At 68.9% G+C, this 23401-nt stretch carries 26 protein-coding genes; 11 read left to right on the top strand and 15 right to left on the bottom strand.

Annotated elements, in window-relative coordinates; all coding sequences use genetic code 11:
• The first annotated feature begins 1 nt into the window (after position 1).
• The 4 genes from J2X58_RS09090 to J2X58_RS09075 all read left to right on the top strand — a co-directional run bounded on the left by J2X58_RS09090 (position 2) and on the right by J2X58_RS09075 (position 2834).
• Entirely contained in the window at positions 2–469 is a 468-nt protein-coding gene (locus J2X58_RS09090) for a helix-turn-helix domain-containing protein (protein WP_310047712.1), read from the top strand.
• Positions 470–542: 73 nt separating this feature from the next.
• Positions 543–908: a BlaI/MecI/CopY family transcriptional regulator gene (locus tag J2X58_RS09085; protein WP_090052261.1), complete on the top strand. Its 366-nt coding sequence runs from the start codon at positions 543–545 to the stop codon at positions 906–908.
• Complete coding sequence (locus tag J2X58_RS09080) at positions 905–2017, top strand: M56 family metallopeptidase (protein WP_310047711.1); 1113 nt, start codon at positions 905–907, stop codon at positions 2015–2017. Before J2X58_RS09085 ends, J2X58_RS09080 begins: the two co-directional genes overlap by 4 nt.
• Before the next feature lie 85 nt (positions 2018–2102).
• Positions 2103–2834, top strand: a complete 732-nt coding sequence (locus J2X58_RS09075; protein ID WP_310047709.1) for a TlpA disulfide reductase family protein — start codon at positions 2103–2105, stop codon at positions 2832–2834.
• 10 nt (positions 2835–2844) lie between these two features.
• On the opposite strand, the gene J2X58_RS09070 is transcribed toward J2X58_RS09075, so the two are convergent.
• Entirely contained in the window at positions 2845–3777 is a 933-nt protein-coding gene (locus J2X58_RS09070; protein WP_310047707.1) for an NADP-dependent oxidoreductase, read from the bottom strand.
• A gap of 108 nt (positions 3778–3885) precedes the next feature.
• On the opposite strand from J2X58_RS09070, the gene J2X58_RS09065 reads away from it, so the two are divergent.
• Positions 3886–4773 (top strand): LysR family transcriptional regulator, encoded by an 888-nt coding sequence (locus J2X58_RS09065; RefSeq protein WP_310047706.1) that lies wholly within the window; start codon positions 3886–3888, stop codon positions 4771–4773.
• Between the two features lie 79 nt (positions 4774–4852).
• Positions 4853–5062 (top strand): DUF2945 domain-containing protein, encoded by a 210-nt coding sequence (locus tag J2X58_RS09060; RefSeq protein ID WP_310047704.1) that lies wholly within the window; start codon positions 4853–4855, stop codon positions 5060–5062.
• Positions 5063–5136: 74 nt separating this feature from the next.
• Here J2X58_RS09060 and J2X58_RS09055 read toward each other — a convergent pair whose 3' ends face one another.
• Positions 5137–5691: a DUF4142 domain-containing protein gene (locus tag J2X58_RS09055; RefSeq protein WP_310047701.1), complete on the bottom strand. Its 555-nt coding sequence runs from the start codon at positions 5689–5691 to the stop codon at positions 5137–5139.
• A 190-nt stretch (positions 5692–5881) separates the two neighbouring features.
• Between J2X58_RS09055 and J2X58_RS09050 the strand changes: the two genes are divergently transcribed.
• Entirely contained in the window at positions 5882–6010 is a 129-nt protein-coding gene (locus J2X58_RS09050; RefSeq protein WP_310047700.1) for a hypothetical protein, read from the top strand.
• A 4-nt stretch (positions 6011–6014) separates the two neighbouring features.
• On the opposite strand, the gene J2X58_RS09045 is transcribed toward J2X58_RS09050, so the two are convergent.
• From J2X58_RS09045 to J2X58_RS08990, 12 genes are read right to left on the bottom strand one after another with little or no spacing between them, the layout of a single operon-like run.
• Entirely contained in the window at positions 6015–6308 is a 294-nt protein-coding gene (locus tag J2X58_RS09045) for a cytochrome C oxidase subunit IV family protein (RefSeq protein ID WP_310047699.1), read from the bottom strand.
• Positions 6305–6949 (bottom strand): cytochrome c oxidase subunit 3 family protein, encoded by a 645-nt coding sequence (locus tag J2X58_RS09040; protein ID WP_310047698.1) that lies wholly within the window; start codon positions 6947–6949, stop codon positions 6305–6307. Before J2X58_RS09040 ends, J2X58_RS09045 begins: the two co-directional genes overlap by 4 nt.
• Positions 6946–8544: a cytochrome c oxidase subunit I gene (gene ctaD, locus J2X58_RS09035; protein WP_310047697.1), complete on the bottom strand. Its 1599-nt coding sequence runs from the start codon at positions 8542–8544 to the stop codon at positions 6946–6948. Before ctaD ends, J2X58_RS09040 begins: the two co-directional genes overlap by 4 nt.
• Complete coding sequence (coxB, locus tag J2X58_RS09030) at positions 8531–9466, bottom strand: cytochrome c oxidase subunit II (RefSeq protein ID WP_310047696.1); 936 nt, start codon at positions 9464–9466, stop codon at positions 8531–8533. The genes ctaD and coxB overlap by 14 nt, the downstream gene beginning before the upstream one ends.
• Positions 9463–10281, bottom strand: coding sequence for an SCO family protein (locus J2X58_RS09025; protein ID WP_310047695.1), 819 nt, complete (start codon positions 10279–10281; stop codon positions 9463–9465). Before J2X58_RS09025 ends, coxB begins: the two co-directional genes overlap by 4 nt.
• A complete protein-coding gene (locus tag J2X58_RS09020; protein WP_310047694.1) occupies positions 10278–10601 on the bottom strand; it encodes a hypothetical protein in 324 nt (107 codons plus the stop codon). Before J2X58_RS09020 ends, J2X58_RS09025 begins: the two co-directional genes overlap by 4 nt.
• Positions 10598–11401 carry a hypothetical protein gene (locus J2X58_RS09015; protein WP_310047693.1) on the bottom strand — a complete coding sequence of 268 codons (804 nt, stop codon included), beginning with the start codon at positions 11399–11401 and terminating at the stop codon, positions 10598–10600. Before J2X58_RS09015 ends, J2X58_RS09020 begins: the two co-directional genes overlap by 4 nt.
• Positions 11398–11955 (bottom strand): cytochrome c, encoded by a 558-nt coding sequence (locus J2X58_RS09010; RefSeq protein WP_310047692.1) that lies wholly within the window; start codon positions 11953–11955, stop codon positions 11398–11400. Before J2X58_RS09010 ends, J2X58_RS09015 begins: the two co-directional genes overlap by 4 nt.
• Positions 11952–12479, bottom strand: a complete 528-nt coding sequence (locus tag J2X58_RS09005) for a DUF3341 domain-containing protein (protein WP_310047691.1) — start codon at positions 12477–12479, stop codon at positions 11952–11954. Before J2X58_RS09005 ends, J2X58_RS09010 begins: the two co-directional genes overlap by 4 nt.
• Positions 12476–13819, bottom strand: coding sequence for an NrfD/PsrC family molybdoenzyme membrane anchor subunit (gene nrfD / locus J2X58_RS09000; protein ID WP_310047689.1), 1344 nt, complete (start codon positions 13817–13819; stop codon positions 12476–12478). The genes J2X58_RS09005 and nrfD overlap by 4 nt, the downstream gene beginning before the upstream one ends.
• Complete coding sequence (locus J2X58_RS08995; RefSeq protein ID WP_310047688.1) at positions 13816–16644, bottom strand: TAT-variant-translocated molybdopterin oxidoreductase; 2829 nt, start codon at positions 16642–16644, stop codon at positions 13816–13818. The genes nrfD and J2X58_RS08995 overlap by 4 nt, the downstream gene beginning before the upstream one ends.
• Positions 16645–16649: 5 nt before the next feature.
• Positions 16650–17300, bottom strand: coding sequence for a cytochrome c3 family protein (locus J2X58_RS08990; protein ID WP_310047687.1), 651 nt, complete (start codon positions 17298–17300; stop codon positions 16650–16652).
• Between the two features lie 150 nt (positions 17301–17450).
• On the opposite strand from J2X58_RS08990, the gene fdhF reads away from it, so the two are divergent.
• From fdhF to J2X58_RS08970, 4 genes are all read left to right on the top strand, one after another.
• Complete coding sequence (fdhF, locus tag J2X58_RS08985; RefSeq protein ID WP_310047685.1) at positions 17451–20423, top strand: formate dehydrogenase subunit alpha; 2973 nt, start codon at positions 17451–17453, stop codon at positions 20421–20423.
• Positions 20423–20902: a DUF1641 domain-containing protein gene (locus J2X58_RS08980; protein WP_310047682.1), complete on the top strand. Its 480-nt coding sequence runs from the start codon at positions 20423–20425 to the stop codon at positions 20900–20902. The genes fdhF and J2X58_RS08980 overlap by 1 nt, the downstream gene beginning before the upstream one ends.
• A gap of 111 nt (positions 20903–21013) precedes the next feature.
• Entirely contained in the window at positions 21014–21502 is a 489-nt protein-coding gene (locus J2X58_RS08975) for a dihydrofolate reductase (RefSeq protein WP_090052291.1), read from the top strand.
• Positions 21502–22431, top strand: a complete 930-nt coding sequence (locus J2X58_RS08970; RefSeq protein WP_310047680.1) for a Nudix family hydrolase — start codon at positions 21502–21504, stop codon at positions 22429–22431. Before J2X58_RS08975 ends, J2X58_RS08970 begins: the two co-directional genes overlap by 1 nt.
• Positions 22432–22505: 74 nt before the next feature.
• On the opposite strand, the gene J2X58_RS08965 is transcribed toward J2X58_RS08970, so the two are convergent.
• The gene (locus J2X58_RS08965) at positions 22506–23264 is read right to left on the bottom strand and encodes an enoyl-CoA hydratase/isomerase family protein (protein ID WP_310047678.1); all 759 of its coding nucleotides are present in this window, start codon (positions 23262–23264) and stop codon (positions 22506–22508) included.
• Positions 23265–23401: the final 137 nt, after the last annotated feature.

Genomic DNA, 23401 nt, shown 5'->3' with positions numbered 1-23401 from the left:
CATGCGCGATATCGCGCGGCAGGCGGATGTGGGCGTCGGCACGCTCTATCGCCACTTCCCGACCCGGGAGGCGCTGCTGGAAACGCTGCTTCGCTCGAGCTTCGACGATCTGGCCGCGAAGGCCGCGGCACTCGAGAACGACGCGGCCGCCGACCAGGCCCTGGTGGCGTGGCTGGCCGACATCATCGGCTTCACCCATGAGCACCGCGGGATCCTCGCGCCGATGATGAGCGCCATCGAAGATCCGGATTCGGCCCTGCACGACGCGTGCGTGCGGCTCAAGGCGGCGGGTGCCTCGCTGCTGCGCCGCGCCCAGAGCGCCGGGCTGGCGCGGGCCGACCTGGACGGCGCCGAGCTCTTCGATCTCATCGCCGCGCTCGCATGGCTGCGCGAACAGCCGGCGCACGCGGCCCGGTCCGAGAGGCTCTTCAGCATCGTCAGGGACACCATCCTGCGCGTCGACAGGTGAGGCATCTCCGCGACGCCCGTGAGCGCGCTACAGATGTAGTAGCATCGGTCCAACTGCGATGCGCGGAGCGACGATGGTCCCGGCCGACAGCGAACTCGAAGTACTGAAGGCGCTCTGGGAGCGCAGTCCTCAAAGCGCCCGTGAACTGCACGACGCGCTCGCGGAGCGCACGGGATGGGCCGTCTCGACCACGCGCACGGTGCTCGAACGCATGCGGGTGAAGGAGCTCGTCGTGCGCGAAGAGAGCCACGGGCTGGCCGTCTTTTCCCCGGCGCAGACCAAGGTCGAGGTGCTCGGCGAATCGCTGGGCCATCTGTTCCGCAACGTCCTCGAAGTGTCCGGTCGCGTGCCGGTCTCCGCGTTCACCGGCAGCGCGCTGCTCAACGATGCCGAACTCGCGGAACTCGAGCGCATGCTCAACTCGCGCGGCCGCGGATGAACGCCATCGCGCTGGTCATGAGCGGGGCGTGCGGCGTGATCGTCGGCGCCGGGCTCGCGCTGGCGCTGCGCTTCGTCGATCCCGCCCTGGACGCGCGGCGCCGGCATCTCGCCGCGTCCGTGGCGTTCTGGATCACCGCGGCGGTGCCCGCGGTGGTCGTCGCGTCGGTGGCCTGCTTCCCGAACGCGGCGCCGACGACGGGACTATCGATGCTCGGGCCGCTGCTGCCGGACGCCTTGCCGGCGCAGCGCTGGCTGCTCTGGCTGGCCCGCGCCATCGTGGGCCTGGCGGCAGGGTGGGCGGTCTGGCGCTGCCTGCGTCTCGTTCGACAGCTTCGGCGCTTCCGTGCCTTGGCGTTTCTGGGCGAAAGCGATCGCCGCGATACGCTCCCGGTGCGCATCGCGGACGTTCCGGGGGCGATGCTGGTCGGATACCGTCGACCCGCGATCCTGCTGCCGATGTCGGTCGCGACGCATCCTCGGGAGGTGGTCGACGCGCTCGTACGCCACGAGCGGGCGCACGCGCGGCGGCGTGACAACTGGCGACTGCTCGCCGAGCACGCCGCGCTGGCGATGCTGCCGTGGTGCCGTCCGCTGCGGGACCTGCATGCCCAGCTACTCGCCGCGCGCGAAGAACTCTGCGACGCCGACGCCCTGCGCGGCCTCGATGGCGAGACGCGGGCCGGCTATGCCCGTGCCTTGCTCGACGCGCTCCGGCGTTCGGCGAGCGCGGCGGGCGTCGCATCCACCATCGCCGGCCCCGCGTTCGCGGCCCGGCGCCGCGTGGCGGCGATCATCGCGCCCGATGGTCCCGCGCGGGCCGCACATCCGGGACGATGGCTCGCGGCGTTCGTCGCGCTGGCGCTCGCCACCGGCGGGGCGGCGATCGTCCGGCAGGCAGGATCCGCGGCGGAAGCGATCGCGGGATTGGGCGGGATGTCCATTCGTTTCGCAGCCGTCGGCGATGCGTCCGGCACCTACCGGGTATCGACCGTGGGCGGGGCATCGAGCGGAAGCACGCCGGCCCCCGGTGTCTACCGCGTGCGTTTCATCCAGGCGAAGGACGGTCGCTGGGTCGTATCGACGGCGCCTGCCGTGTCGCGCCAGTGAGGTGATCGAAGGACGGCACGGCTTGCGTGCGTCATGCTACACATGTAGCGTATCGCCTACACATGTAGCCCGTCGAGGTGCGTCCGTGATCCGTACGCTTCTATTCACCGCCCTCGTCGGCCTCGGCGCGACTGCCTCGGCGGCCGACGGTCGTCGCCCCGCCGAGGCGTCTTCCATGCTGTCCCAACTCGCGGTGCCCGACGATTACGACGTCGTGTTCCAGGACCCGGACGGGAAGGTCATTCCGTACGAACGCTTCAAGGCGGCGATGGCGTCGCGTCCGTTCGATGTGATCAAGGATGCGAAGGCGCACCGCGCCACGCTGAGGCTCGAAAGCGATGCTGTCATCGCGCAGCGTCGCGCGGCCGAGGCGGCGCCGGCGCCGCAGGTCGCCGCGCCGCGCGCCTTTCCGGACTTCGTCACGTCGACGATCGACGGAAAGTCCGTCTCGCTCGCTTCCTTGCGCGGGAAGCCCTTCGTCGCCAGCTTCTTCTTCGCGCAATGCGCGCCGTGCATCGCGGAAACGCCGGTCCTCTCCGCGTACCACCGGAAGCATCCGGAGGTCCCCGTGGTGGCCTTCACGTTCGACGATCGCGAGACGGCTCGTGAGTTCGTCCGCGCGCGCGGCCTCAACTGGCCGGTCGTCGCCGGCCAGCAGGCCCTGATCGATGCCGTCGGCGTCGCGGTCTATCCCACGCTCATGCGGATCGATGCACAGGGGCGTGTGACGAGCGCGGTGCGCAGCGACACGGTGAAGGCACCGGGCCAGCCCCTCGGCGTGGCCGACCTGGAGCGTTGGATCGGCCCGGTGCACTGATCTACGGCCGTCAGAGCGAGAAGTCGACGACGGTCTTGCCCGGCTGCGACGCCGTGCGGTTCCGCTCGATGGCGGCCGGCAGGTCGTCGAAGGGGACGGTGGCGGCGATGCGCGAGCGCAGCTGGCCGTCGGCGACCTCGTTCGCGATCGTTTCGAGGCGCGCGGCGTCCGGCGTGTTGACGAACCAGAGGCCACGCCGACCGGCCGGCGCCGTCGAAGCGATCGCCGGCGACGCGCTGCTGACGATGGCGCCATCGTCGGCGAGCACCGACCACGACCGGTCGAGGACCTCGCCACCCACGTAATCGAGCACGAGGTCGATGTTCGCGACGGTCTTCTCGAAGGCTTCCTCGTCATACGCGATCACGTGGTCGGCGCCCAGGGCGAGCACCTCGTCGCGGTGCGCGGCGCGGGCCGTGGCGAACACTTTCGCGCCGGCACGGCGGGCGAACTGCACCGCGAAACCGCCCACGCCACCGGCCGCGCCGTGGATCAGGATGCGCTGACCTGCACGGATGGGACCGGCATGATGCAGGCTCTGCCAGGCCGCGATCGCCGCGACCGGCAGCGCGGCCGCTTCGACGAAGTTCATCGACGGCGGGATCCGGCTAAGGATGGCTTCGTCCACGGCGACCAGATCGGCGTAGGCGCCCAGGCCGCCCCGGGGGCCCATCACCCGGTCGCCGGCTTTCAGAGCCGTGACGCCTTCGCCGACGGCCTCGACGGTGCCGGCGAGTTCGATGCCGAGAACGGTCGGCAGGTCGAGCGGGAAGACGTCGCGGACGTAGCCTTCGCGCACCTTCCAGTCCAGGCCGTTGATACCGGCCGCGTGGACCTTGACGAGCACCTGGCCGGGGGCGGGGCTCGGCGCATCGATGGAAGCGACGCCGATGGACTGGGGACCACCGTATTCGTTGAGCTGGAGCGCGCGGATCGTGTTCATGGGTAACTCCTCGATGTGGTGAGTGGCTGTGTGGAAAGACGATAGGTGCTATCGGATTCGAAACACAGTCGCTAGAATTTGGACATTCCGTATCAAATGTGAGACGGCATGGACCTGAACGCCTTGATCGACTTCCAGCTCGTGGCTACCCATGGCGGCTTCGGTCGAGCCAGCCGCGCGAGCGGCCGCTCGAAGGCGACGCTGTCGCGGCGGGTGGCCGATCTCGAGGAACAGCTGGGTGTCCGGCTCATCGAGCGGGGCGGCCAACGTCTCGTGCTGACCGAGGCCGGCCTCGCGCTGGCCGAACGCACGGCCGGACCGATGCACGAGGTGACCGATGCCTTCGCCGCCGCTCGCGATGGCGTGGACACCCCGCGCGGCCTGCTGCGGATCGCCGCGCCCCAACTGTTCTCGCAGCTCGCGCTGGGGCGGCTCGCCGCCGCGTTCCTGAGGCTCCATCCGGAAGTCGAGATCGAGACTGTGTCCGAGGACCGTCGGGCGGACCTCGTGGAAGAGAATTTCGACGTGGCGATCCGGATCAATCCGCCGAAGGACAGCGGGCTGGTCGGCCGCCGATTCGCGCGCGACCGCCTGCTGCTCGTCGCGGCTCCGTCGTTCGCCCAGCCTTCGGGCGGCGCGGATGAGCCGTCCGAGGTGCCGGCGGTCGTGATGGCGGCGAGCTACCGCGATGGCGACACGTGGGCGCGTCGCGATGGCACGCTCGTGCTGGCGCCGCGGCCGGTGCTGCGACTGTCGTCGCTGCTCATGGTGCGCGACGCGGTCGCCGCCGGTGCCGGCGTGGCGCTGCTGCCGCAGTCCATCGCAGGCGAGCTCATCGAACGCGGCGACGTCGTCGACTGGGGCGTCGCGGGCGACGATGTGGAGCTATGGGTACTGCACACGTCCCGTCGGCTCGAGAGTCCGAAGGTGCGTGCCTTCGTCGATTTCATGGCCAGCAGGTACCCCGGCGGCGAGTTCGCGCTTCCCGCGCGGTGATCGCCGACGACGCACGCGTCGCATGCCGTTCACCCTGCCGCTTTCACGCTGGGCATTCCTCAGCAACGGGAACGCAGCCATGGCATCCACCCTCAAGCGCGGCGAAAAGGTCAGCTGGAAAACCTCGCAAGGCACGACGACGGGCAAGGTGGAGAAGAAACTGACGAAGCCCACGAAGATCAAGGGGCACGAGGTCGCCGCGTCGAAGGACAACCCCGAGTACCTCGTCGTCAGCGAGAAGAGCGGCGGTAAAGCCGCGCACAAATCGGGCTCGCTGAAGAAGGTCTGACGTCGACATCGTTCGAGGCCCTGAGGGTCGGGGCCTCGAACGATGTGGCGCGCAGTGCGCGCTTCTACAGGGCGTCAGTGGCCCGCCATGGCGTTCGCACCCTTGCCGGGCAGCTTCTCCGCCATCTGCAGGTGTTCCTTGAGCGTCGGCAGCGTCTTCGCCGCGAACGCCTTCAGTTCGGGATCCTTGCCGCTGGTCGACTCCTTGCTGAAGAGCGCGACGGCCTTCTTGTGGTCCGCGACCATCTTCTTCGCGAAGGCCTGGTCGAAGGCATCGCCCGACTTCTCGCCGATTGCGGCGGCGGCCTTCGTGTCTGCGGGCTTCGGCGCGGTGGCCAGCGGGAGGTTCTTCTGGCCGGCGATGGTCTTCAGCTCGTCGTTGGCCTTCGTGTGATCGGTGACCATCTGCTGGCCGAACGACTTGGTCGCTTCGGAATTACCCTTCGACGCGCCCAGCTGACCAAGCGCGACTTCGGCGAGGCCCGACGCGCTGGCCTCGGTGACGAACATGGCGTCCGCCGCAGGTGCCGAATTCGAACCCGGCGTGTGTTCCTGGGCAAAAGCGGCGGCCGGCAGAACGGCCGCGGCGAGAAGGGCGGCAGCGAGGGCGTGGCGTGGCATGCGTGTCATGGTGTGGCTCCGTGCGGTTGGGCGCTGTGCGCTGGTACCCAAGATGTCGCACCCGGCTCATGAACAGCGCGTGCAGCGGGGATCAACGGCCTGCGTCTTCACGCACGTGCACGTCGCTTCACGTCGCGCCGCGCAAATGACAACGGCGCGTATCCGACGCTGAAACTTCACAGCGAACGGAGAGCATGCCATGAGCAAAGACGACAAACCGATCAACTCGCCGCGCGACTACGATCGGTCGGCGGCCGAACAGGTGGAGAAGAAGCCGAAGGAGCGCGAGTCCCCGCAGCAGGAACACGACAACGATGACCAGGGGTGATCCCTCAGCTGACGATCACGGGCGTGCGCAGCAATACGTCGCCGAGCGTCAGCGCGATCATGATGGCGATCCAGATCACGCCGAAGGCCAACGCGAATCGTGACGCCGGGCCGCTGCGCCGCAGCCTCATGAAGAACAACAGGACGATCGAGGCCTTCAGCGCGGCGATGGCGGGTCCCGCGAACACGTTGAATGCGCCGAGATGAAGACGGGCGATGCCGATGCTGGCGACGAGGAGGATCGCCAGCCCGGCGAGCGCGGCGACGTGTGCTCCGAACGATGGCGGTCGCTCGCTCATGCGCGGCCCACCAGGTAGTACAGCGGGAAGACGAAAACCCAGACGATGTCGACGAGGTGCCAGTACAGCGCCGACACCTCGAGCGCGTGGTGCGACTCGGGGAGGAAATCGCCACGGCGCGTCCGCCAGGCCATCACGCCAAGGAGCACGACGCCGATGGCGACGTGCAGCCCATGGAAGGCCGTCGTCACGTAGTAGAGCACGAAGAACAGCTGCTCCTGCGCGGCGAGGCCGCCCACTTCCTCGTAGCGGAAGCCCGGTATGACGGCGGCCTTGTAATCCGCGTGGTACTCCGCCGCATGGATGCCAAGGAACACGAGGCCGAGGACCGCCGTGAGGACGAGCAGCCACGCCGCGAGGCGCCTGCCGCCCAGCTGCACGTCGCGCAGCGCGAGGGCCACGCTGAAGCTGCTGACGAGGAGGACGCCCGTCTCGACGCCGCCCCACAGGAGATCCGTGTGCCGGCTGCCGGAGGCGAACGCGTCCGGCCACAGCGTCCGCAGGATGGTATACGCGGCGAACAGCACGCCGAAGAACAGTATCTCGGTGGCGAGGAAGGCCCAGATGCCCAGCGTGGCGGCCTCTCGCTGCTGCGCCACGTCGTCGAACGGTTCCGCGGTCCGGGCCTGCCTGATGTTCATGGATGCACGTACGCGTAAGGACCGCCGGTGACCACCGGCACATCGTCGAAGTTGTGCGTCGGCGGCGGGGAGGAGGTCTCCCACTCGAGCCCGCTGGCCTTCCACGGATCGGCGGGAGCGCGCGCGCCGTGCCGGAAGGACCATAGGAAATAGCCGACGGGAAGCAGGTAGGACGCGGCGAGCAGGACCGCGCCGGCCGACGACAGCACGTTGAGCAGCGCGAATTCCGCGGGATAGGTGTGGTAACGGCGTGGCATGCCTTCCGCGCCGGCGAGGAATTGCGGGAAGAAGGTCAGGTTGAAGCCGAGGAACATCAGGATCGCGGCGAAACGCGCCCAGGCCTCCGAGTACATGCGGCCGGTGATCTTGGGCCACCAGAAGTGGATGCCGCCGAGGTAGGCCATCACGGCGCCACCCACCATGATGTAGTGGAAGTGCGCCACCACGAAATAGGTGTCGGTGAGGTTGACGTCGAGCGCGGTGGCTGCAAGGAACAGCCCGGTGAGTCCACCGAGCAGGAACAGGCCGACGAAGCCGAGCGCGTAGATCATCGGCGCGCCGAAGGTGATGTCGCCCTTGTAGAGCGTGGCGGTCCAGTTGAAGACCTTGATCGCCGACGGTACCGCGATGATGAAGCTGAGGATCGAGAACACGATGCTCGCGTACATCGACTGCCCGGCGACGAACATGTGGTGGCCCCAGACGAGGAAGCCGACGATCGCGATGCCGATGATGGACCAGACCATGAACCGGTAGCCGAAGATCTTCCGCCGCACGCTGGCGGTGATCAGCTCGCTCACCACCCCCATGGACGGCAGCACCATGATGTAGACGGCCGGATGCGAATAGAACCAGAAGAAGTGCTGGAACAGCAGCGGGTCGCCGCCGAGCGCGGGATCGAAGATGCCGACGCCCAGCAGGCGTTCGGCCGCGATCAGCGAGAGCGTCATCGCCAGCACGGGCGTCGCGAGCATCATCACCAGCGACACGCCGTACATCGACCAGACGAACAACGGCAGGCGGAACCAGGTCATTCCCTCGGTGCGCAGCGTGTGGATCGTGACGATGAAGTTCAGGCCCGTGAGGATCGACGAGAAGCCGACCACGAAGACGCCGACCACGGCCAGCATGACGTGCGAGTTCGAGAACATCGTCGAGAACGGCGTATAGAACGTCCAGCCCATATCGACGCCGCCCAGCAGCAGGCACGCGACGGTGAAAAGTCCGCCGATGACGTAGAGGTACCAGCTGAAGAGGTTCAGGCGCGGAAAGGCGACGTCGCGGGCGCCGATCATGAGAGGCAGCAGGAAGTTGCCGAGCGTCGTGGGGATGGAGGGAATGAGGAAGAACCAGACCATCACCACGCCGTGGAAGGTGAAGGCCTTGTTGTAGGTATCGGCGGTCATGACGTCGCCGGCGGGTGTCGCCAGTTCCAGCCGGATGAGCGCCGCGGCGATGCCCCCGAGGAAGAAGAAGAACGTGATCGATACCGCGTAGAGGATGGCGATGCGCTTGTGATCGTGCGTGGACAGCCACGACCACAGCGTACTGCCGTCCGTGAGGTAGCTGGGCGGTGCGTGCTTAGCGTGACTCATGCTGTGTCTCCCTGGCCGTGCCGCTGACCTTCAGGTACGCCACGAGGGCGAGGATGTCGCTCTCGCCGATACGACCCTTGTAGCTCGGCATCAGCGGTGCGTAGCCCGCCGCGACTTCGCGGGCGGGGAGGGTGATCGCGTCGTGCAGGTAGCGTTCGTCGGCACGGACCTGGCGGCCATCGGCGAGCGGGACGGTGCTGCCATAGAGTCCGTCGAGACGCGGCGCATGGACCGACGAATGGTCGGCGTGGCAGCCGGCACAGCCGTAGCGGGTGAACAGTTCGCGCCCACGGTCGACGAGCGATCCGCCCGCATGGGCGGCGAGCCAGCGGGCGTGCGCGGCCGGCGTACCCACCACAACCGCGCCGCCCATGCGCGAGTGATCGGTGCCGCAGAACTCGGCGCAGTACAGGTCGTAGGTGCCCGGGCGCGTCGGCGTGAACCATAGCTCGGTGTACCGGCCTGGCAAGACGTCCTGCTTCACGCGGAACGCCGGGATCGACACGTCGTGGATGACGTCCTGCGAGGTCATGACGAGCCGCACGGGCTGTCCCTGGGCGACGTGAAGGATGCCGATCTCACGCTGGCCATCGGGATGCTGGAACTCCCACATCCATTGCTTGCCCACGACGTAGATCGTGGTGGCGTCGGCAGGCGGCGTGCGCATGTCGACCCAGAGCAGCGCGCTCCACACGAAGATGCCGAGGAACATCGCGAAGGGCACGAGCGTCCAGGTCAGTTCGATCCCCAGCTCCCGGTGCGATTCGCCGCTGCGATCGACGCGGCGCCCTCGCCGGAAGCGCACCGCGAAGACGATCATCGTGACGAAGACGCCGATCACCACCGCGACGGACAGTCCGAGCATCGTGTAGAAAAGGCCATCGACACGGCCGGCGAGACTGGATGCCTGGGGCGGCATCATGGCGACCTCCTGCTCAACCACCACGCGCCTGCCGCCATCGCGACCACGAAGAACGAGCCCAGCACCATCATCAGTCGCGTGACAAGCACGCTGTATTTGCCCGTCGACGGGTCGTAGTGCTGGCAGAACAGCACGAGGCGATCGATCGCCGTCCCCAGCCGGCCGCCGGACGCCTCCACGAGGGCGAGGCGCAGCGATGCGGGGTCGTGATCGACGCCGAAGAAGTACCGGGAGACGCGGCCGTCCGGAGTCACGATCGTCAGTCCGGCCGGATGCACGTACTGGCCGTCGCGTGGTTCGCGGAAGTAGCGGAACCCCACAGCGTGCGTCAGGGACTGCACGGTCGACGGCGTGGCCGTCGCCAGCGTCCATGCATCGACCCGCGCGTGCGGTTCCATGGTCGCCAGCATGTCCCGGGCCGAGCGCGCATCCGCGGTCGTTTCGTCCTGCGCGATGCTCACGAACACGATCCGGTAGTCCTTCGCGGGGTCGAGCGGCATCGTCGCCGCCGCGCGCGCCAGGCCATGCAGGGTGAGGTCGCACAGGTTCGGGCACCGGTAGTACCCGAACGCGAGCGCCAGCGGCTTACCGTCCGCGATGGACGCGAGCGAGCGCGTGCGTCCGTCGGCATCGGTGAGACGCACCTCCATGGGCACCGTCGCGCCGAGCCGCTGATCGAAGCCGGCGCGGGCGGCGAGGTCGGGGGGCGGGGGTGTCGAAGCGCCCGTGACGCGTGGTGCCAGCGACGCGAGCGCGAGCGCCGCGGTCAGCACCGTGGCGCGAGCGAGCGCGATGCCCACGCGACGGCCTCTCATCGTACGTCCCCCGTCTCGGGTGGCTGTTTCGCCATCAGCTCCATGGCCCGCTCCACCGGGATGCGTGCGATGCCATGTTCGCGGTCGACCCAGCCCCAGTACTCGGCGTTACGCTGCGCGCGGCGGTAGGTCGCGAGATCACGCGTGGGATCCGGTTGCAGGCGCGGCTCGGGCGGCCGGTGCACATGCTGGAGCGCGGGCGGTGCCCAGCTTCGCCAGAGGACGAAGCACACCGCGAGCACGACGAGCAGCGCCGCGAGCAGCACCGCGCCGGACCAGACGATGCGCCGCGTGTCGAGGTCCTGTCGCTGATGGCTCATGGCATCACCAGCCAGGCGAGGTGGCCGAGTTGACCGACCAGCATCGACAGCGCGGCGGCTCGCAGGATGCCGGCCTGCTCTTTCGCGCGCCGCGCGAGGAGCAGGACGAACGGGACGGCCAGGTGGAAGAAGGTCGCGGCAATGACCACGGCACCCCAGGTATCGCGTGTCCTCGGCAGGTACCAGCGTGCTTCGTACGGCAGGTCGGCCGACCATGCGGTGAGGTAGTCGACGCCGACGACGTACGCCCAGCCGAGGCACAAGGCGAAGAGCAGCGCGCCGATGTCGCGGCGGGTCGTCGCATCGGTTTCGTCGCGTCGCGTGCTCGCCACGGCGGTGGTCATGGCGAGCACGAGCTGGCCCAGCGCGACGACGAGGCCCATGGCGGCAGAACGCCAGTCCGGGGAGAGCGAGACGATCCAGTCGTTCGCGAACACCGTGCACGCGACGAACCAGAGGATGAGGCTGCCCGCCGGTGCGCGCGCCAGCATCGCCCAGGCCAGACCCCACGCGACGAAACATCCCACGGCGCGTCCGGCGAGGAACGGGTAATTCAGGTACCAGCGGCGCGCGTCGTCGACGTGGCCGTGCATCCAGGGAAAGACATGCGCCGCTCCGATCAACAACGGCAGGCCCACCATCGCGGCAAGCGGCAGGAGCGCGCGGAGCATGCGCCAGCGCGGCGCGAGCACGTCGCCCCACGCGCCGCCGGTGAGCCGATGGATCGCGCTCCAGGCGATGGCACCGGCGCTCGCGCCGGTGAGGCCCAGCCAGAACACGAGCCACGCGTGCGCCATCATCGTGCGCCTCCGCTGCCGGGAAGGTCGCGCAGGCGCGCGAGGTCCGACGGCTCCAGGCGGTCGACGGGGGCATGCCGGCTGAACTGCAGCGCGCGGATGTACGCGACGATCGCCTGCCGGTCGGCCGGCGCGACGCGATCGCCGTACGGATACATCACGCCCCAGCCGTGCGCGATCACGTCGTACAGGTGGCGATCGTCCGCGCTGCGCAATCGCGGCTCGTGATAGCTGGGCGGCGCGGGAAAACCCCGCCGCACCACCATGCCGTCGCCGTCACCGCCCGTCCCATGGCACGGCGCGCAGTACACCGTATACCTGTCGCGCCCGCGCTCCAGCACCGCTGGCGTGATCGCCGCCGCCGCGGGCATCGAGGCGGCTCCGCTCGTCGGCACTGAGCCCTGCGGCGGTCTGCGTGTCGCCACATGGTCGTCGAACCGCGCGGCGTCGCTCCCGCTGCGATACGCCGACGGTGCGTACATGTCGTGCATGCCGCGCTCGCAGCCGCACAACAAGAGCGCCACCGCGACACCCATGAGCCGACCGCGCGCGCTCACGACGGAACCTCCGCGTGACGCATGGGATCGAGTGCCGCGACGTCGCGCGCGGTGCCATGCGCGTCCCAGCGCGGGTCGTCGGCGCGCACGAGGAGCAGGAATCCGTCGCGGCTGGCCTCTTCGAACCAGGCGACGTGGAAGACAGGCTGATAGAGGGCGGGGAAGCCGCAGCCGACGAGGAAGGCGATGTAACCGGCGACCACCGCGCCGAGGATGGCGACCTCGAGGGCGGAGGGAACGAACGCGGGCCAGCTCGCGAGGGGCCGGCCGCCGACGTCGAGCGGATAGTCCACCGCCGCGGCGTAGTACTGGAGCAGGAGCAGCGCGATGCCACCCAGGACGCCGCCGGCGAGCATCGCCCGCGGTATCCGGCGCGGTGGCGGTCCGAGCTTTTCCATCAGTCCGTCGACGGCGTAGGGCGTGAAGGCTTCGAGGCGCGTGTACCCACGCTCGCGCAGCGCGTCGACCGCGGCGGAAAGCGCGTGGGCGTCGGGAACCTGCAGGAGGCGGCCATGGACGCTCATGCGCGCCTATCCACGAGCTCGGCGGCGTGCCGGCGCAGTTCGACGATCGACAGGACGGGCATGAGGCGAACGAACAGGAGGAACAGCAAGGCGAACAGGCCGATCGACCCGGCCAGGAACGCCGCGTCCCACCACGTCGGATAGAACATGCCCCAGCTCGATGGCAGGTAGTCGCGGTAGAGGCTGGTGACGATGAGCATGAAACGCTCCATCCACATGCCGGCCAGCACCAGCGCCGCGATCACCAGCAGCGCGGGCGTGCTCCGGCGCACGCGGGGCCACCACAGCGCCTGGATCGCGACGCTGTTGCAGGCGATGGTCAGGCCATAGAGCCAGGCGTAGGCGCCATGGAGGCGGTTCGACTGCACGGCGAGCTCCTGCGGATCGCCGCCGTAATACGCGGTGAACGCTTCCGCGGCGTAGCCATAGGTGACGACGAGGCCGGCGGCGAGCATCAGCCTGGCCAGCTTGTCGAGATGTCCGTCGGTGATGAAGTCGCCGAGCGCATAGGCGCGCCGCAGCGGCACCGCGAGCACGATCACCATGGCCGTGCCGGAGAACAGCGCCCCGGCCACGAAGAACGGAGGGAACAGCGTCGAATGCCAGCCCGGCAGGAGTCCTTCCGAGAAGTCGAGCGCCACCATGCTGTGCACCGAGAACACCAGCGGTACCGCCAGGCCGGCGAGGATCTTCGTCAACGTCGCATGGCGCTCCCACTCCCTGGCTTCGCCCCGCCAGCCCAGCGCGAGCAGACCGTAGAACACCTGCTGGCCTCGCCGCCGTGCGCGGTCCCGTACCGCGGCGAGGTCGGGAACCAGGCCGACGTAGAAATAGAGCAGCGAGACGACGACGTAGGCGCCGATGGCGAAGAAATCCCAGACGAGCGCGCTGCGCCACTGCGGCCAGAGTCCCATGCGATCCGGGTAAGGCGCGAGCCAGTAGGAAAACCAGGGGCGCCCAAGGTGCAGCACCGGGAACAGCGCCGACACGGCGAGCGCGAACACGGTCATCGCCTCCGCGAAGCGGTTGAGCGAGGAACGCCAGCCCTGCCGCGTGAGGTAGAGCGCGGCGGAGATGAAGGTGCCGGCCATGCCGATGCCGATCCACCACACGTAGTTGGTGATGGCGAAGCCCCAGGCCACGGGCATGGCGATGCCCCAGACGCCCACGCCGCGGACGAGCAGCACCGCGATGGACGCCGCGAGCAGGGCCGTGAGCGCGCAGGACGCGGCGAACGCGACTTTCCACGCCGTCCCCGCGCGCCGGTGCAGCACGATGCCGGTCACGATGTCCGTGACCTCGGCGGGCGTGGCGGGGTGGGCGGGTTCGCGGTCGCTCATGCATCCCTCCAGTCGGGCGCCGGGTTGCGCAACGCGGCGAGGTAGGTAGTCCGAGGGCGCGTGCCGAGCTCGTCGAGCAGTGCGTAACGTCGCGGAGAATCGCTGGCGCGCGCCACGGCCGACGCATCGTCGCCCCTGTCGCCGAAGACGATGGCGCGCGTGGGGCAGGCGTCCTGGCACGCGGTGGTGACCGCGTCGCGCGCGATGGGCTGGCCGTCGCGATCTGCGGCGATGTGGGCGCGCTGGATGCGCTGCACGCAGTAGGTGCACTTCTCCATGACGCCCCTGGCCCGCGCCGTCACCTCGGGATTGCGCATCGCCTTCAGGCTCTCGTTCGCGAAGTCCGCGTACTGGAGGAAATTGAATCGACGCACCTTGTAGGGGCAGTTGTTGGAGCAGAAGCGCGTGCCGATGCAGCGGTTGTACACCTGCAGGTTCAGTCCCTCGCGATCGTGCACCGTCGCCTCCACCGGACAGACGACTTCGCAGGGCGCATGCTCGCAATGCATGCAGGGCACCGGCTGATGGTAGGTGCGGGGCGCGCTGGCAGCTCCCTCGTGATAGCGATCCACGCGGATCCAGTGCATGCGACGCCCGCGCGCCACCTCGTCGCGGCCCACCACCGGAATGTTGTTCTCGGCCTGGCAGGCGATGGTGCAGGCGTTGCATCCGATGCAGGCGTTGAGGTCGATGGACATGCCCCACCGATAGTCGCCGCCCGGTTTCTCCGGGTAGAGACTGGCGTGCGGCTCCGGAGGCGGATACGCCGGCAGCCGGTCGGGTGTGCCGCTACGCACGACGTCGCGCCGGCCCATGTCCTGATGCGCCTGCGTCAGGGCAAGCGATGACCGTCCGTCGAGTCGCGTCAGGCGGACGTCGCCGGACGACCATGCGCCGTCGCCATCGCGCAGCGCATAGGCGTCGTGACCGTGGCCTTTCGCGATCCCATGGCGTCGCCCGTAGCCGAGCGTGAGCGTGATCGTGCGAGTGGCCTGTCCCGGCACGACGAGCACCGGCGCGTCGAGGGACCGCCCCTTGCTCTCGATGCGGACCATGTCGCCATCGCGCAGGCCGCGTTCCCGGGCGAGCTCCGGGGATAGCCAGGCCGCGTTTTCCCACGCCAGCGTGGTCACCGGCCGGGGGAGCTCCTGCAGCCACGCGTTCTGGGCGTGGCGTCCATCCCAGAGGTGATCGTCTGGACGGAACACGACTTCCAGCTCCCTTGCGTCAGCCATCGCAGGAGTGCCGGCGACGGAGGCGACGTTGGAGGGCGGCCGGGACACGGGCGCGAGGGAGGCATCCACGACGCCCGTGCGGAGCGCTTCCGTCCAGGCTTCGTCGTCGAAGGCTCTCCAGGTCGCACGTACGCGCGTTAGCGGATCGTCGGACGCGTCGCCCAGAAGCAGGTCGATCACGTCGTGCGCCGAGCGTCCGTCGACGAGCGGCGCGACGATCGGCTGCACGATGCTCGCGGTCCCCTCGACCGAGCGCAGGTCGGACCACGTCTCGAAGGGATGCAACGCGGGGAGGTGCCAATGCGCCGCCTCCGCCGTCTCGTCACGATAGCGTCCCAGGTGCGCGACGCGTCGCGCGCCCGGCAGCGCGGCGGCGAACCCGGGGGCCGTCATCACGGGGTTCGCGTCGAGGATCACGAGGGTATCGACGCGTCCCGCGCGCATGTCCTCGATGAGCGCGGAGGTCGTGTCGGTCGCCTGATCGTCCCGTGCGAGGTCGCGCAGCACGGATCCGCTGTTGCCGAGCCCGTCGTTGATGGCGCGGACCAGCGCGTGGACATCGTTCGCGACGCGCGGACCGGCGAGCACGGCCCCCGCGCCCGCGTGCGCGCGCAGGTCGTTCGCGATGATGTCGACGCGCTCGCGCGTGGCCGCGTCGAGGGCGGGCACCGCGACGTCGACGCCCGTCGCCGCCGCCAGCGCCGTGGCGATGGTGGCGATGTCCGCCGCCGCCACCGGCCATGCGTGGTCGGCGTTGCGGCCGGTCAACGATGGCGACGGTTCGATCGCGTAGAGTCGCGACATCTCGGCCGGATCCGCGCGGCCCGCCGCGAAGTCGCGCGCATGGCGCACATGGCCGGGCAGGGTACCCAGGATATCGGCGTCGAGCGTGACGATGACCCGCGCCTTCGCGAGGTCCGGCCAGGAGTCCGTCGGGCGTCCCGCCGCCGGCTCATGGACGTGCCAGCGCGCCTGCGGGTAGCGGGCGAGCAACGCGTCGCGCTGCCGGGCGAGCGTGGGCGAGTCGATTCCGCCCGAGAGCACGCGCAGGCCGTCGCCGCCGCTGGCGAAGCGGGAGCGCAGCGTGGCCATGTCGGCTTCGAAGGCGGACCAGCTCGCCGGCGCGCCGTTCGTGCGCGGGGCTTGCGAGCGGGCCGGGTCCCATAGGTCCAGGATCGACGCCTGCATGCGCGCGTCGCTGCCGCCGTGACTGGCCGGATGCCGGGGATTGCCATCGACCTTGATGGGCCGTCCATCGCGCAGTTCGACCAGCACCCCGACGACATCGCCGCCCGTGGCGAGCGCGGTCGCGTAGCGCGCCGTCTCGGGCGGTGCGTCGTCGGCGCCGCCGACCTGCGGCACGATCCGCTCGGGCGGCGGCCCCGAACAGGCCGCGAGACCCGCGAAGGCGATCGACGCACCCAGCAGACGCAGGAATCCACGACGGTCGAGCGACGGTTCGATGTCCGCGAGTTGCGGAAACGCCTCGGCGATCAACGGGCGACGCGACGGATCGGCGACCAGTTCGTCGAGCGAGGGCCAGAATCGCGGCGACCCCGGTGCCGGCAACGCGTCGCGGAGCTCGGTCATCGCGCTCATCGGTGGCACACCGAGCAATCGGTGAGCCGGCGCCGATCGATGCGATACGCGTCCACCAACGCCATGCCGAGCCGTTCGTCGTCGCCCGGCTGCCTGTCGTCCATGGCGAACACCTCGTCGTGCGGGCGCACGAAGCGCTCGGGATGGCGATGGCAATCGAGGCACCACCTCATCGACAGCGACGCGACGCGCCGCGTCAGTGGCATGCGGTCGACGCGACCATGGCACGAGACGCAACCCACGCCCTTGGCGACGTGGATCGAATGATCGAAGTAGACGAAGCCGGGCAGGTCGTGCACGCGCATCCAGCGCAGCGGAATGCCGGTACGCGCGCTCTCGATCAACGGGGCGAGCACCGGCTGGTTCGTAAAAAGTTGCGAGTGGCACGTCATGCATGTCGAGATGGAAGGCATGCCGGCCGATGCCCGCGTCTCCACCGTCGCATGGCAGTAGCGGCAATCGAGCCCGACTTCGCCGACATGGTGTTGATGACTGAAGGGCACCGGCTGCTCCACGGCTTCGTGTTCCCCATGCGGCTCCGCGGTCAGCGCGCGCCACGCCGCCACCAGGCCGACAACGACGACCAGCAGTGCGAGCATCGTCAGCTTCGCGTAGAGACCGGATCGCGGGTGGAAGATCTGCGCCATTTCCTCCTCGAGGTCCGGTGTAGCGCGTCGACGCTAGTCGCGTTTCCGTGCGGGCTTCGTGAAGTCCCGTACGGCGTGCGTACACCCGGCGTGGGCGCACGCGCGGCGACGATGACGCTCCGGAATGAAACCCATCGCATCGGGAGGCTCATGTCCGCCATCGAATCCACGGTCGTCGTCGACGGCCTGCCGCACCTCGCACGCGACGGCGAACGTCTCGTCGATCTCTTCGTTCGCAACGGTATCGACGTTCCGCATGTCTGCTACAACGAGGCCCTCGGCCCGCTGCGTACCTGCGACACCTGCTGGGTGGAAGTGAACGGCGAGCTGGTGCGCAGCTGCGAGTGCGTGGCGAGTGACGGCACCACGGTCGATACCCTCGGCGAGCGCCCGCGGGCCGCGCGCGAGGAGGGCATGGACCGCCTGCTCGCGAAGCACGAGCTCTACTGCACCGTGTGCGAGCACAACACGGGGGACTGCACGCTGCACAACACGGTGGCGGCGATGGACATGCCGATTCAGCGTTATCCGTTCGTGCGCAAGCCCTACGCCAAGGACGAATCGAATCCGTTCTATACCTACGATCCCGACCAGTGCATCCTCTGCGGCCGCTGTGTCGAGGCATGCCAGAACGTCGAGGTGAACGAGACGCTCGCCATCGATTACTCGTCCGCGCATCCGCGCGTGCTCTGGGATGGCGGGACCACGATCGAAGGGTCGAGCTGCGTCTCCTGCGGCCATTGCGTGACGGTCTGCCCGTGCAACGCGCTCATGGAAAAGACCATGCAGCCGGATGCAGGCCCCTTCACGGCGATGGACGAAAGGGTGAAACGGCCGCTCATCGACCTGGTGAAGTCGCTGGAGAACACGATCGGGGCCCGGCCGGTCACGGCGCTGTCGGAGATCGACGCCACGATGCGCCAGGCCGAACTCCGCCGCACGAAGACCGTATGCACGTACTGCGGCGTCGGCTGCTCGTTCGAGATGTATACGCGCGACCGGCACATCCTCAAGGTGCAACCGAACCTCGACGCACCGGCGAACGGGATCTCGACCTGCGTCAAGGGCAAGTTCGGCTGGGACTTCGTCAACAGCCCGCAGCGCCTGACCCACCCATTGATCCGCGAAAACGGGGCGTTTCGCGAAGCCACCTGGGACGAGGCGCTCGACCGCGTCGCCAACCGGCTGCGCGACATCCACCAGCGCCATGGTCCGAAGGCCCTGGGCTTCATCGGGTCGAGCAAGGCGAGCAACGAAGAGGCTTATCTCACGCAGAAGATCGCGCGCCTGATCTTCGGCACCAACAGCGTGGACAACTCTTCGCGGTACTGCCAGAACCCCGCGACCATGGGCCTGTTCCGCACGGTGGGTTATGGCGGTGACGCCGGCTCCATCCGCGACATCGAGGCGGCCGGGCTCGTCGTGCTGGTGGGTTCCAACACGGCCGAGTGCCACCCGGTGATCGCCTCCCGGATCAAGCGCGCGCGGAAGCTGCGCGGCCAGAAACTCATCGTGCTCGACCCGCGTCGCCACGAGATGGCCGAGCGGGCGGACATCCACCTCGACGGGCGCGCGGGAACGGATCTGGTGTGGGCCAGCGCGACCGCGCGCTACATCCTGGACGAAGGGCTGGCGGACGAAGCGTTCCTGCGCGAGCGCGTCAACGGTCTCGACGAGTACCGTCGCTCGCTCGATCCCTTCACCCTGGACTTCGCGGAGACGGTGACGGGACTCGCGCGCGAGCGGATCGTGGAGGCGGCGCGGATGATCGCCGGGGCGGGGAGCGTCTGCATCCTCTGGGCGATGGGCATAACGCAGCATACCCACGGCTCGGATACGAGCACCGCGCTGTCGAACCTGCTCCTGGTGACCGGCAACTACGGCCGGCCCGGAACGGGTGGCTACCCGATGCGCGGACACAACAACGTGCAGGGCGCCAGCGACTTCGGCTGCCTCAAGGACGTGTACCCAGGCTACGAGAAAGTCGCCGACGACAAGGTGCGCGAGAAATGGGCCAGGGCGTGGGGCGTGGCGCCGGAACGCCTCTCCAGCGAGCCCGGCCTCGACAACTTCGGGATGGTGGTCGAGGCGGCGAAGGGCAACGTCAAGGCCATGTGGGTGATCGGGGAGGAAACGGCGATCGCCGACGCCGACACCGCCAACGTCGAGAAGGCGTTCCGCGGCCTGGAGTTCTTCGTCGTGCAGGACATGTTCCTCGGGCGTACGGCGCAGTTCGCCGACGTCGTGCTCCCGGCGTGTCCCAGCGTCGAGAAGGAAGGCACGTTCACCAACACGGAGCGACGCATCCAGCGTTTCCATGAAGTGATGCCGCCGCTCGGCGAGAGCCGGCCCGACTGGTGGATCCTCACCGAGGTCGCGAAACGACTCGGCCACGACTGGGGCTACGCCGGTCCGGCGGACGTGATGCATGAATGCGCCGGTATCGCCACGTTGTTCGCCGGAGTCACGTACGAGCGGCTGGACGGCTGGCGCTCGCTGCAATGGCCGGTCGCCGCGGACGGCACGGATACTCCCTTGCTGTACAGCGACGCGTTCCACTTTCCCGATGGTAAGGCGAAGCTGTATCCGCTCGAGTGGAAACCTCCGGTCGAAGATACGGATGCGCAGTTCGACCTGCTTCTCGACAACGGCCGCATGCTCGAGCACTTCCAGTCGACGAACCAGACCGGGCCGGGTGGGCGTATCACCCAGCTTTCGCCGGACTGGTTCGTCGAGATCGGCGCGGACCTCGCGCGCGAACGCGGCATCGTGGACGGCACCTGGCTGAAGGTGACCTCGCGGCGGGCCAGCATCGAAGTCCGCGCGCTGGTCACCGATCGGGTCCATGGCAGGACGCTGTTCCTGCCGATCCATCATGCGAAGCCCGGTGTGAACGCGCTCACCGGCGAACACCACGACCCGGATGTGAATACGCCCGCATACAAGGAACTGGCCGTGCGAATCGAGCGCCTGCCGAAGGGTACGGGTGCATCGCCGTTGCCGCGGCACAACTTCCGTTACGGGAAGCGGACGCCCAACGGTGGCCCGGACGCGTCGGCCAAGTGGGCGCGCGAGGAATACGTCGAGCCGCCGGAAACGATCGAACGACCGGAGACGCTGTGATGGCCGAACCTATCGACTATGCCCCGCGCCCCGCGCGGACGGAGCCCACGGCACACGACGAGTGGGAGCGCCTGCTGCACACCCTGCATGAGCATGGCGTCCTGCGGCTCGCGAACGACCTCGTCGCCCGCAATCAGGACATCGCGCGCATCGTGCTGCGTGGCTTCGAAGCGGAGTCGACCCGGAACGCGCTGCAGAATGTGGCCGCGGTGGCGATGGTGCTCAGTCGCGTCCCTCCCGGCGCCGTCTACAAGTTCGCCGACGCGTTGCGTGAGGCGGCGACGGCATGGGAACCCGGTGCAGGCGAAGCGGGCGCCGCGCCGGGCATCCGTGGGGTCTACCGGCTGCTCAACGACGACGACGCGTGGCGCACGCTCACGCCACTGGTACGCGCGATCGGCCGTTTCGGCCGGGCGATGGCCAGGCCGGCGCCGGAGAAGCCCATCACCGCGCACACCGGCAAGGCAAGCGATGCCTGACGGGCGCCGGTCAAACGATCGTTAGTTCCACCATCACGCGGACAGGACTACTATCGCGAGCGCACGGGCCCGGTGCCCGACCGTTCCGACTGAAACCGTGAAGGATGTTCCATGGCCGTACACCTGGTTGCCGCGCTCGACGAAAACTTTGCCATCGGCAAACAGGGTGGACTGCCCTGGCATCTTCCGGACGATCTTCGGTACTTCAAGACGCTGACGCTCGACAGGGCCGTGCTGATGGGGCGTAAGACCGCCGAATCCATCGGCCGCGCGTTGCCGGGACGCGTGAACTACGTGCTCTCGCGCAAGGGCGAGGCGCCGTTTCCCGGACAGATCACCGTGCGTTCGATTCCCGAGGCGCAGGCGAGCTGCGGTCACACGGGCCTCATGGTCATCGGCGGTGGCGAGGTGTTCCGCGAGGCGCTGCCCTATGCCCGCACGCTGTATCTGACCTGGGTGTACGCCGCGGTCGATGGCGCCGACGTCTTCTTCCCCGGCGTCGATTTCAAGGAATGGACGGAGGTTTCGCGGGTGCGCCACGAGGCGGATGCCGAGCACGCCCACGCCTTCGACATGGTCGAATACGTCCGGAACGTCTGATGCAGGTCGTCGCCGGCGTGCTGGTCGACGCCAACGGACGCATCCTCATCGCGCAGCGGCCACCCGGCAAGCATCTGGCCGGCGCGTGGGAGTTTCCCGGTGGCAAGCTCGAAGCGGGGGAGTCCGCCGTCGCCGCGCTCGAGCGCGAACTGGACGAAGAGCTGGGGATCGCCGTCGATCCCGCGTCGTTCGAGTCGTGCATCCGCGTGCCGTGGGCGTATGGCGAGCGGTCGATGCTGCTGGAGGCGATGCTCGTCCGTCGCTGGACCGGGACGCCGCGTGCGCTCGACGCCGCGGCGATCGCATGGCATGCGCCGCGCGACATCGATCCGTCCATCCTCGCGCCGGCCGACCGGCCCATCCTGGCGGCCATCCGCCTGCCGGTCCATTACCCTATCTCGGCGCCCGACGTGTCGCCCGACGCCGTCATCGCAGGCCTGCTCGCCGCGCTGGCGCGCGGCGAGCGCCTGCTGCAACTGCGGTTGCCGGGGCGTTCCACGGACGTCGCACGCGACGTGGCGAAGGCGGTTCTGCCCGAGGCTCGCCGGGTGGGCGCCCACCTGTTGCTCAACGGCGACATCGAGGGCGCATCGATCCTCGGCACGGGCGTGCATCTTCGTGCCCAGCAACTCGGCGAGCTGAAAGAGCGGCCGCTGCCGTGGACGTCCATGGTGGGCGCGTCGTGCCACGATGCAGCGCAGCTCGCACGCGCCTCGGCGCTGGGCTGCGACTTCGCGACGCTGTCGCCCGTGCTGGCGACGGCCAGCCACCCCGGCGCCGAACCGCTGGGCTGGCCGCGATTCGCGCGGCTGGCCGAGGCGGCGTCGTTGCCGGTCTATGCGTTGGGCGGTCTCGGGCCCGACGATCTGGGAGAAGCGCGGATGCATGCCGCGCAGGGCGTGGCCGGCATCCGCGGGTTCGCTCGATAGCCGGTGATCGCTGCCACCACCTACCCAGGGGTGGGAGCCGATCGTATCGGCGATACAGGCTTGCGAGAGCTTGGCTAGTGCTTGGCCTTCAGCCGCGCCACCAGCGCCAGCAGCACGCCCTGCGTCTCCTCGGCGAAGAAGTCGTCGATGAAGCCCGGATCGAGCAGGTTCGACGTATCGCCCCAGACGGCGACGAGATCGGCGCGGGCGATCTCGCGGGTGCGCAGCATCGCCTTCGGCGGCAGCTTCATCAGGTCGGCGAGCCATAGCGTGGCACGGGTGACCACCTGTTCGACCGTCGCGAGCTCGTCGACCAGGCCGATCGCGTGGGCCTGCTCGGCGTCCACCATCGCACCGGCCACCAGCAGTCGCTCGGTGCGGTAGCCGCCGAGGATGCGGCGCATGGCGAACTGGATCGGCTCGGGCACGGAAAGACCGACCTGCACCTCGTTCAATCCGATCTTGTAGACGCCGTGCGCCATGACACGGTAATCGCAGAACAGCGAGATGACCGCGCCGCCCGCGGGACTGTGGCCGGTGATCGCCGCGACGGTCGGTACGGGCGAGGTCGCCAGTGCGCCGCACAGCGCGAAGAAGGCGTTCCAGAAGTCACGGACGCCCGCGCGGTCGCGCTGGAGCAGGGCGGGGACGTCGACACCCGCCGAAAACATGCCTTGCGCGCCGGAAAGCACGATGCCGCGCGCGCCGTTGGCGGGGGCTCCGACGATCGCCTCGCGCAACGCCTCGACGAGACCGATGTCCAGCGCGTTGACCGGCCCGCGAGCCATGCGGATTTCGTGGATGTCGCCGTCGTGCAGCAGGATGTCGAGCATGGGAGCGCGTCCGTCGGTGTGGGTTGCGTCGATTATGGCGTTTCGGCGGCCGGTGGTGCAGCCGCTTCACCGGCTTCGTTGCCCGCTGCCGCGGGATCGCCGATACGATCGGCTCCCACCGTCCTTTTCGAGCGATG

Origin of the sequence: Luteibacter sp. 3190, from assembly GCF_031456385.1 — a bacterium.
Classification (GTDB): Bacteria; Pseudomonadota; Gammaproteobacteria; order Xanthomonadales; family Rhodanobacteraceae; genus Luteibacter.
This window is presented reverse-complemented; position numbering and strand designations above follow the sequence as displayed.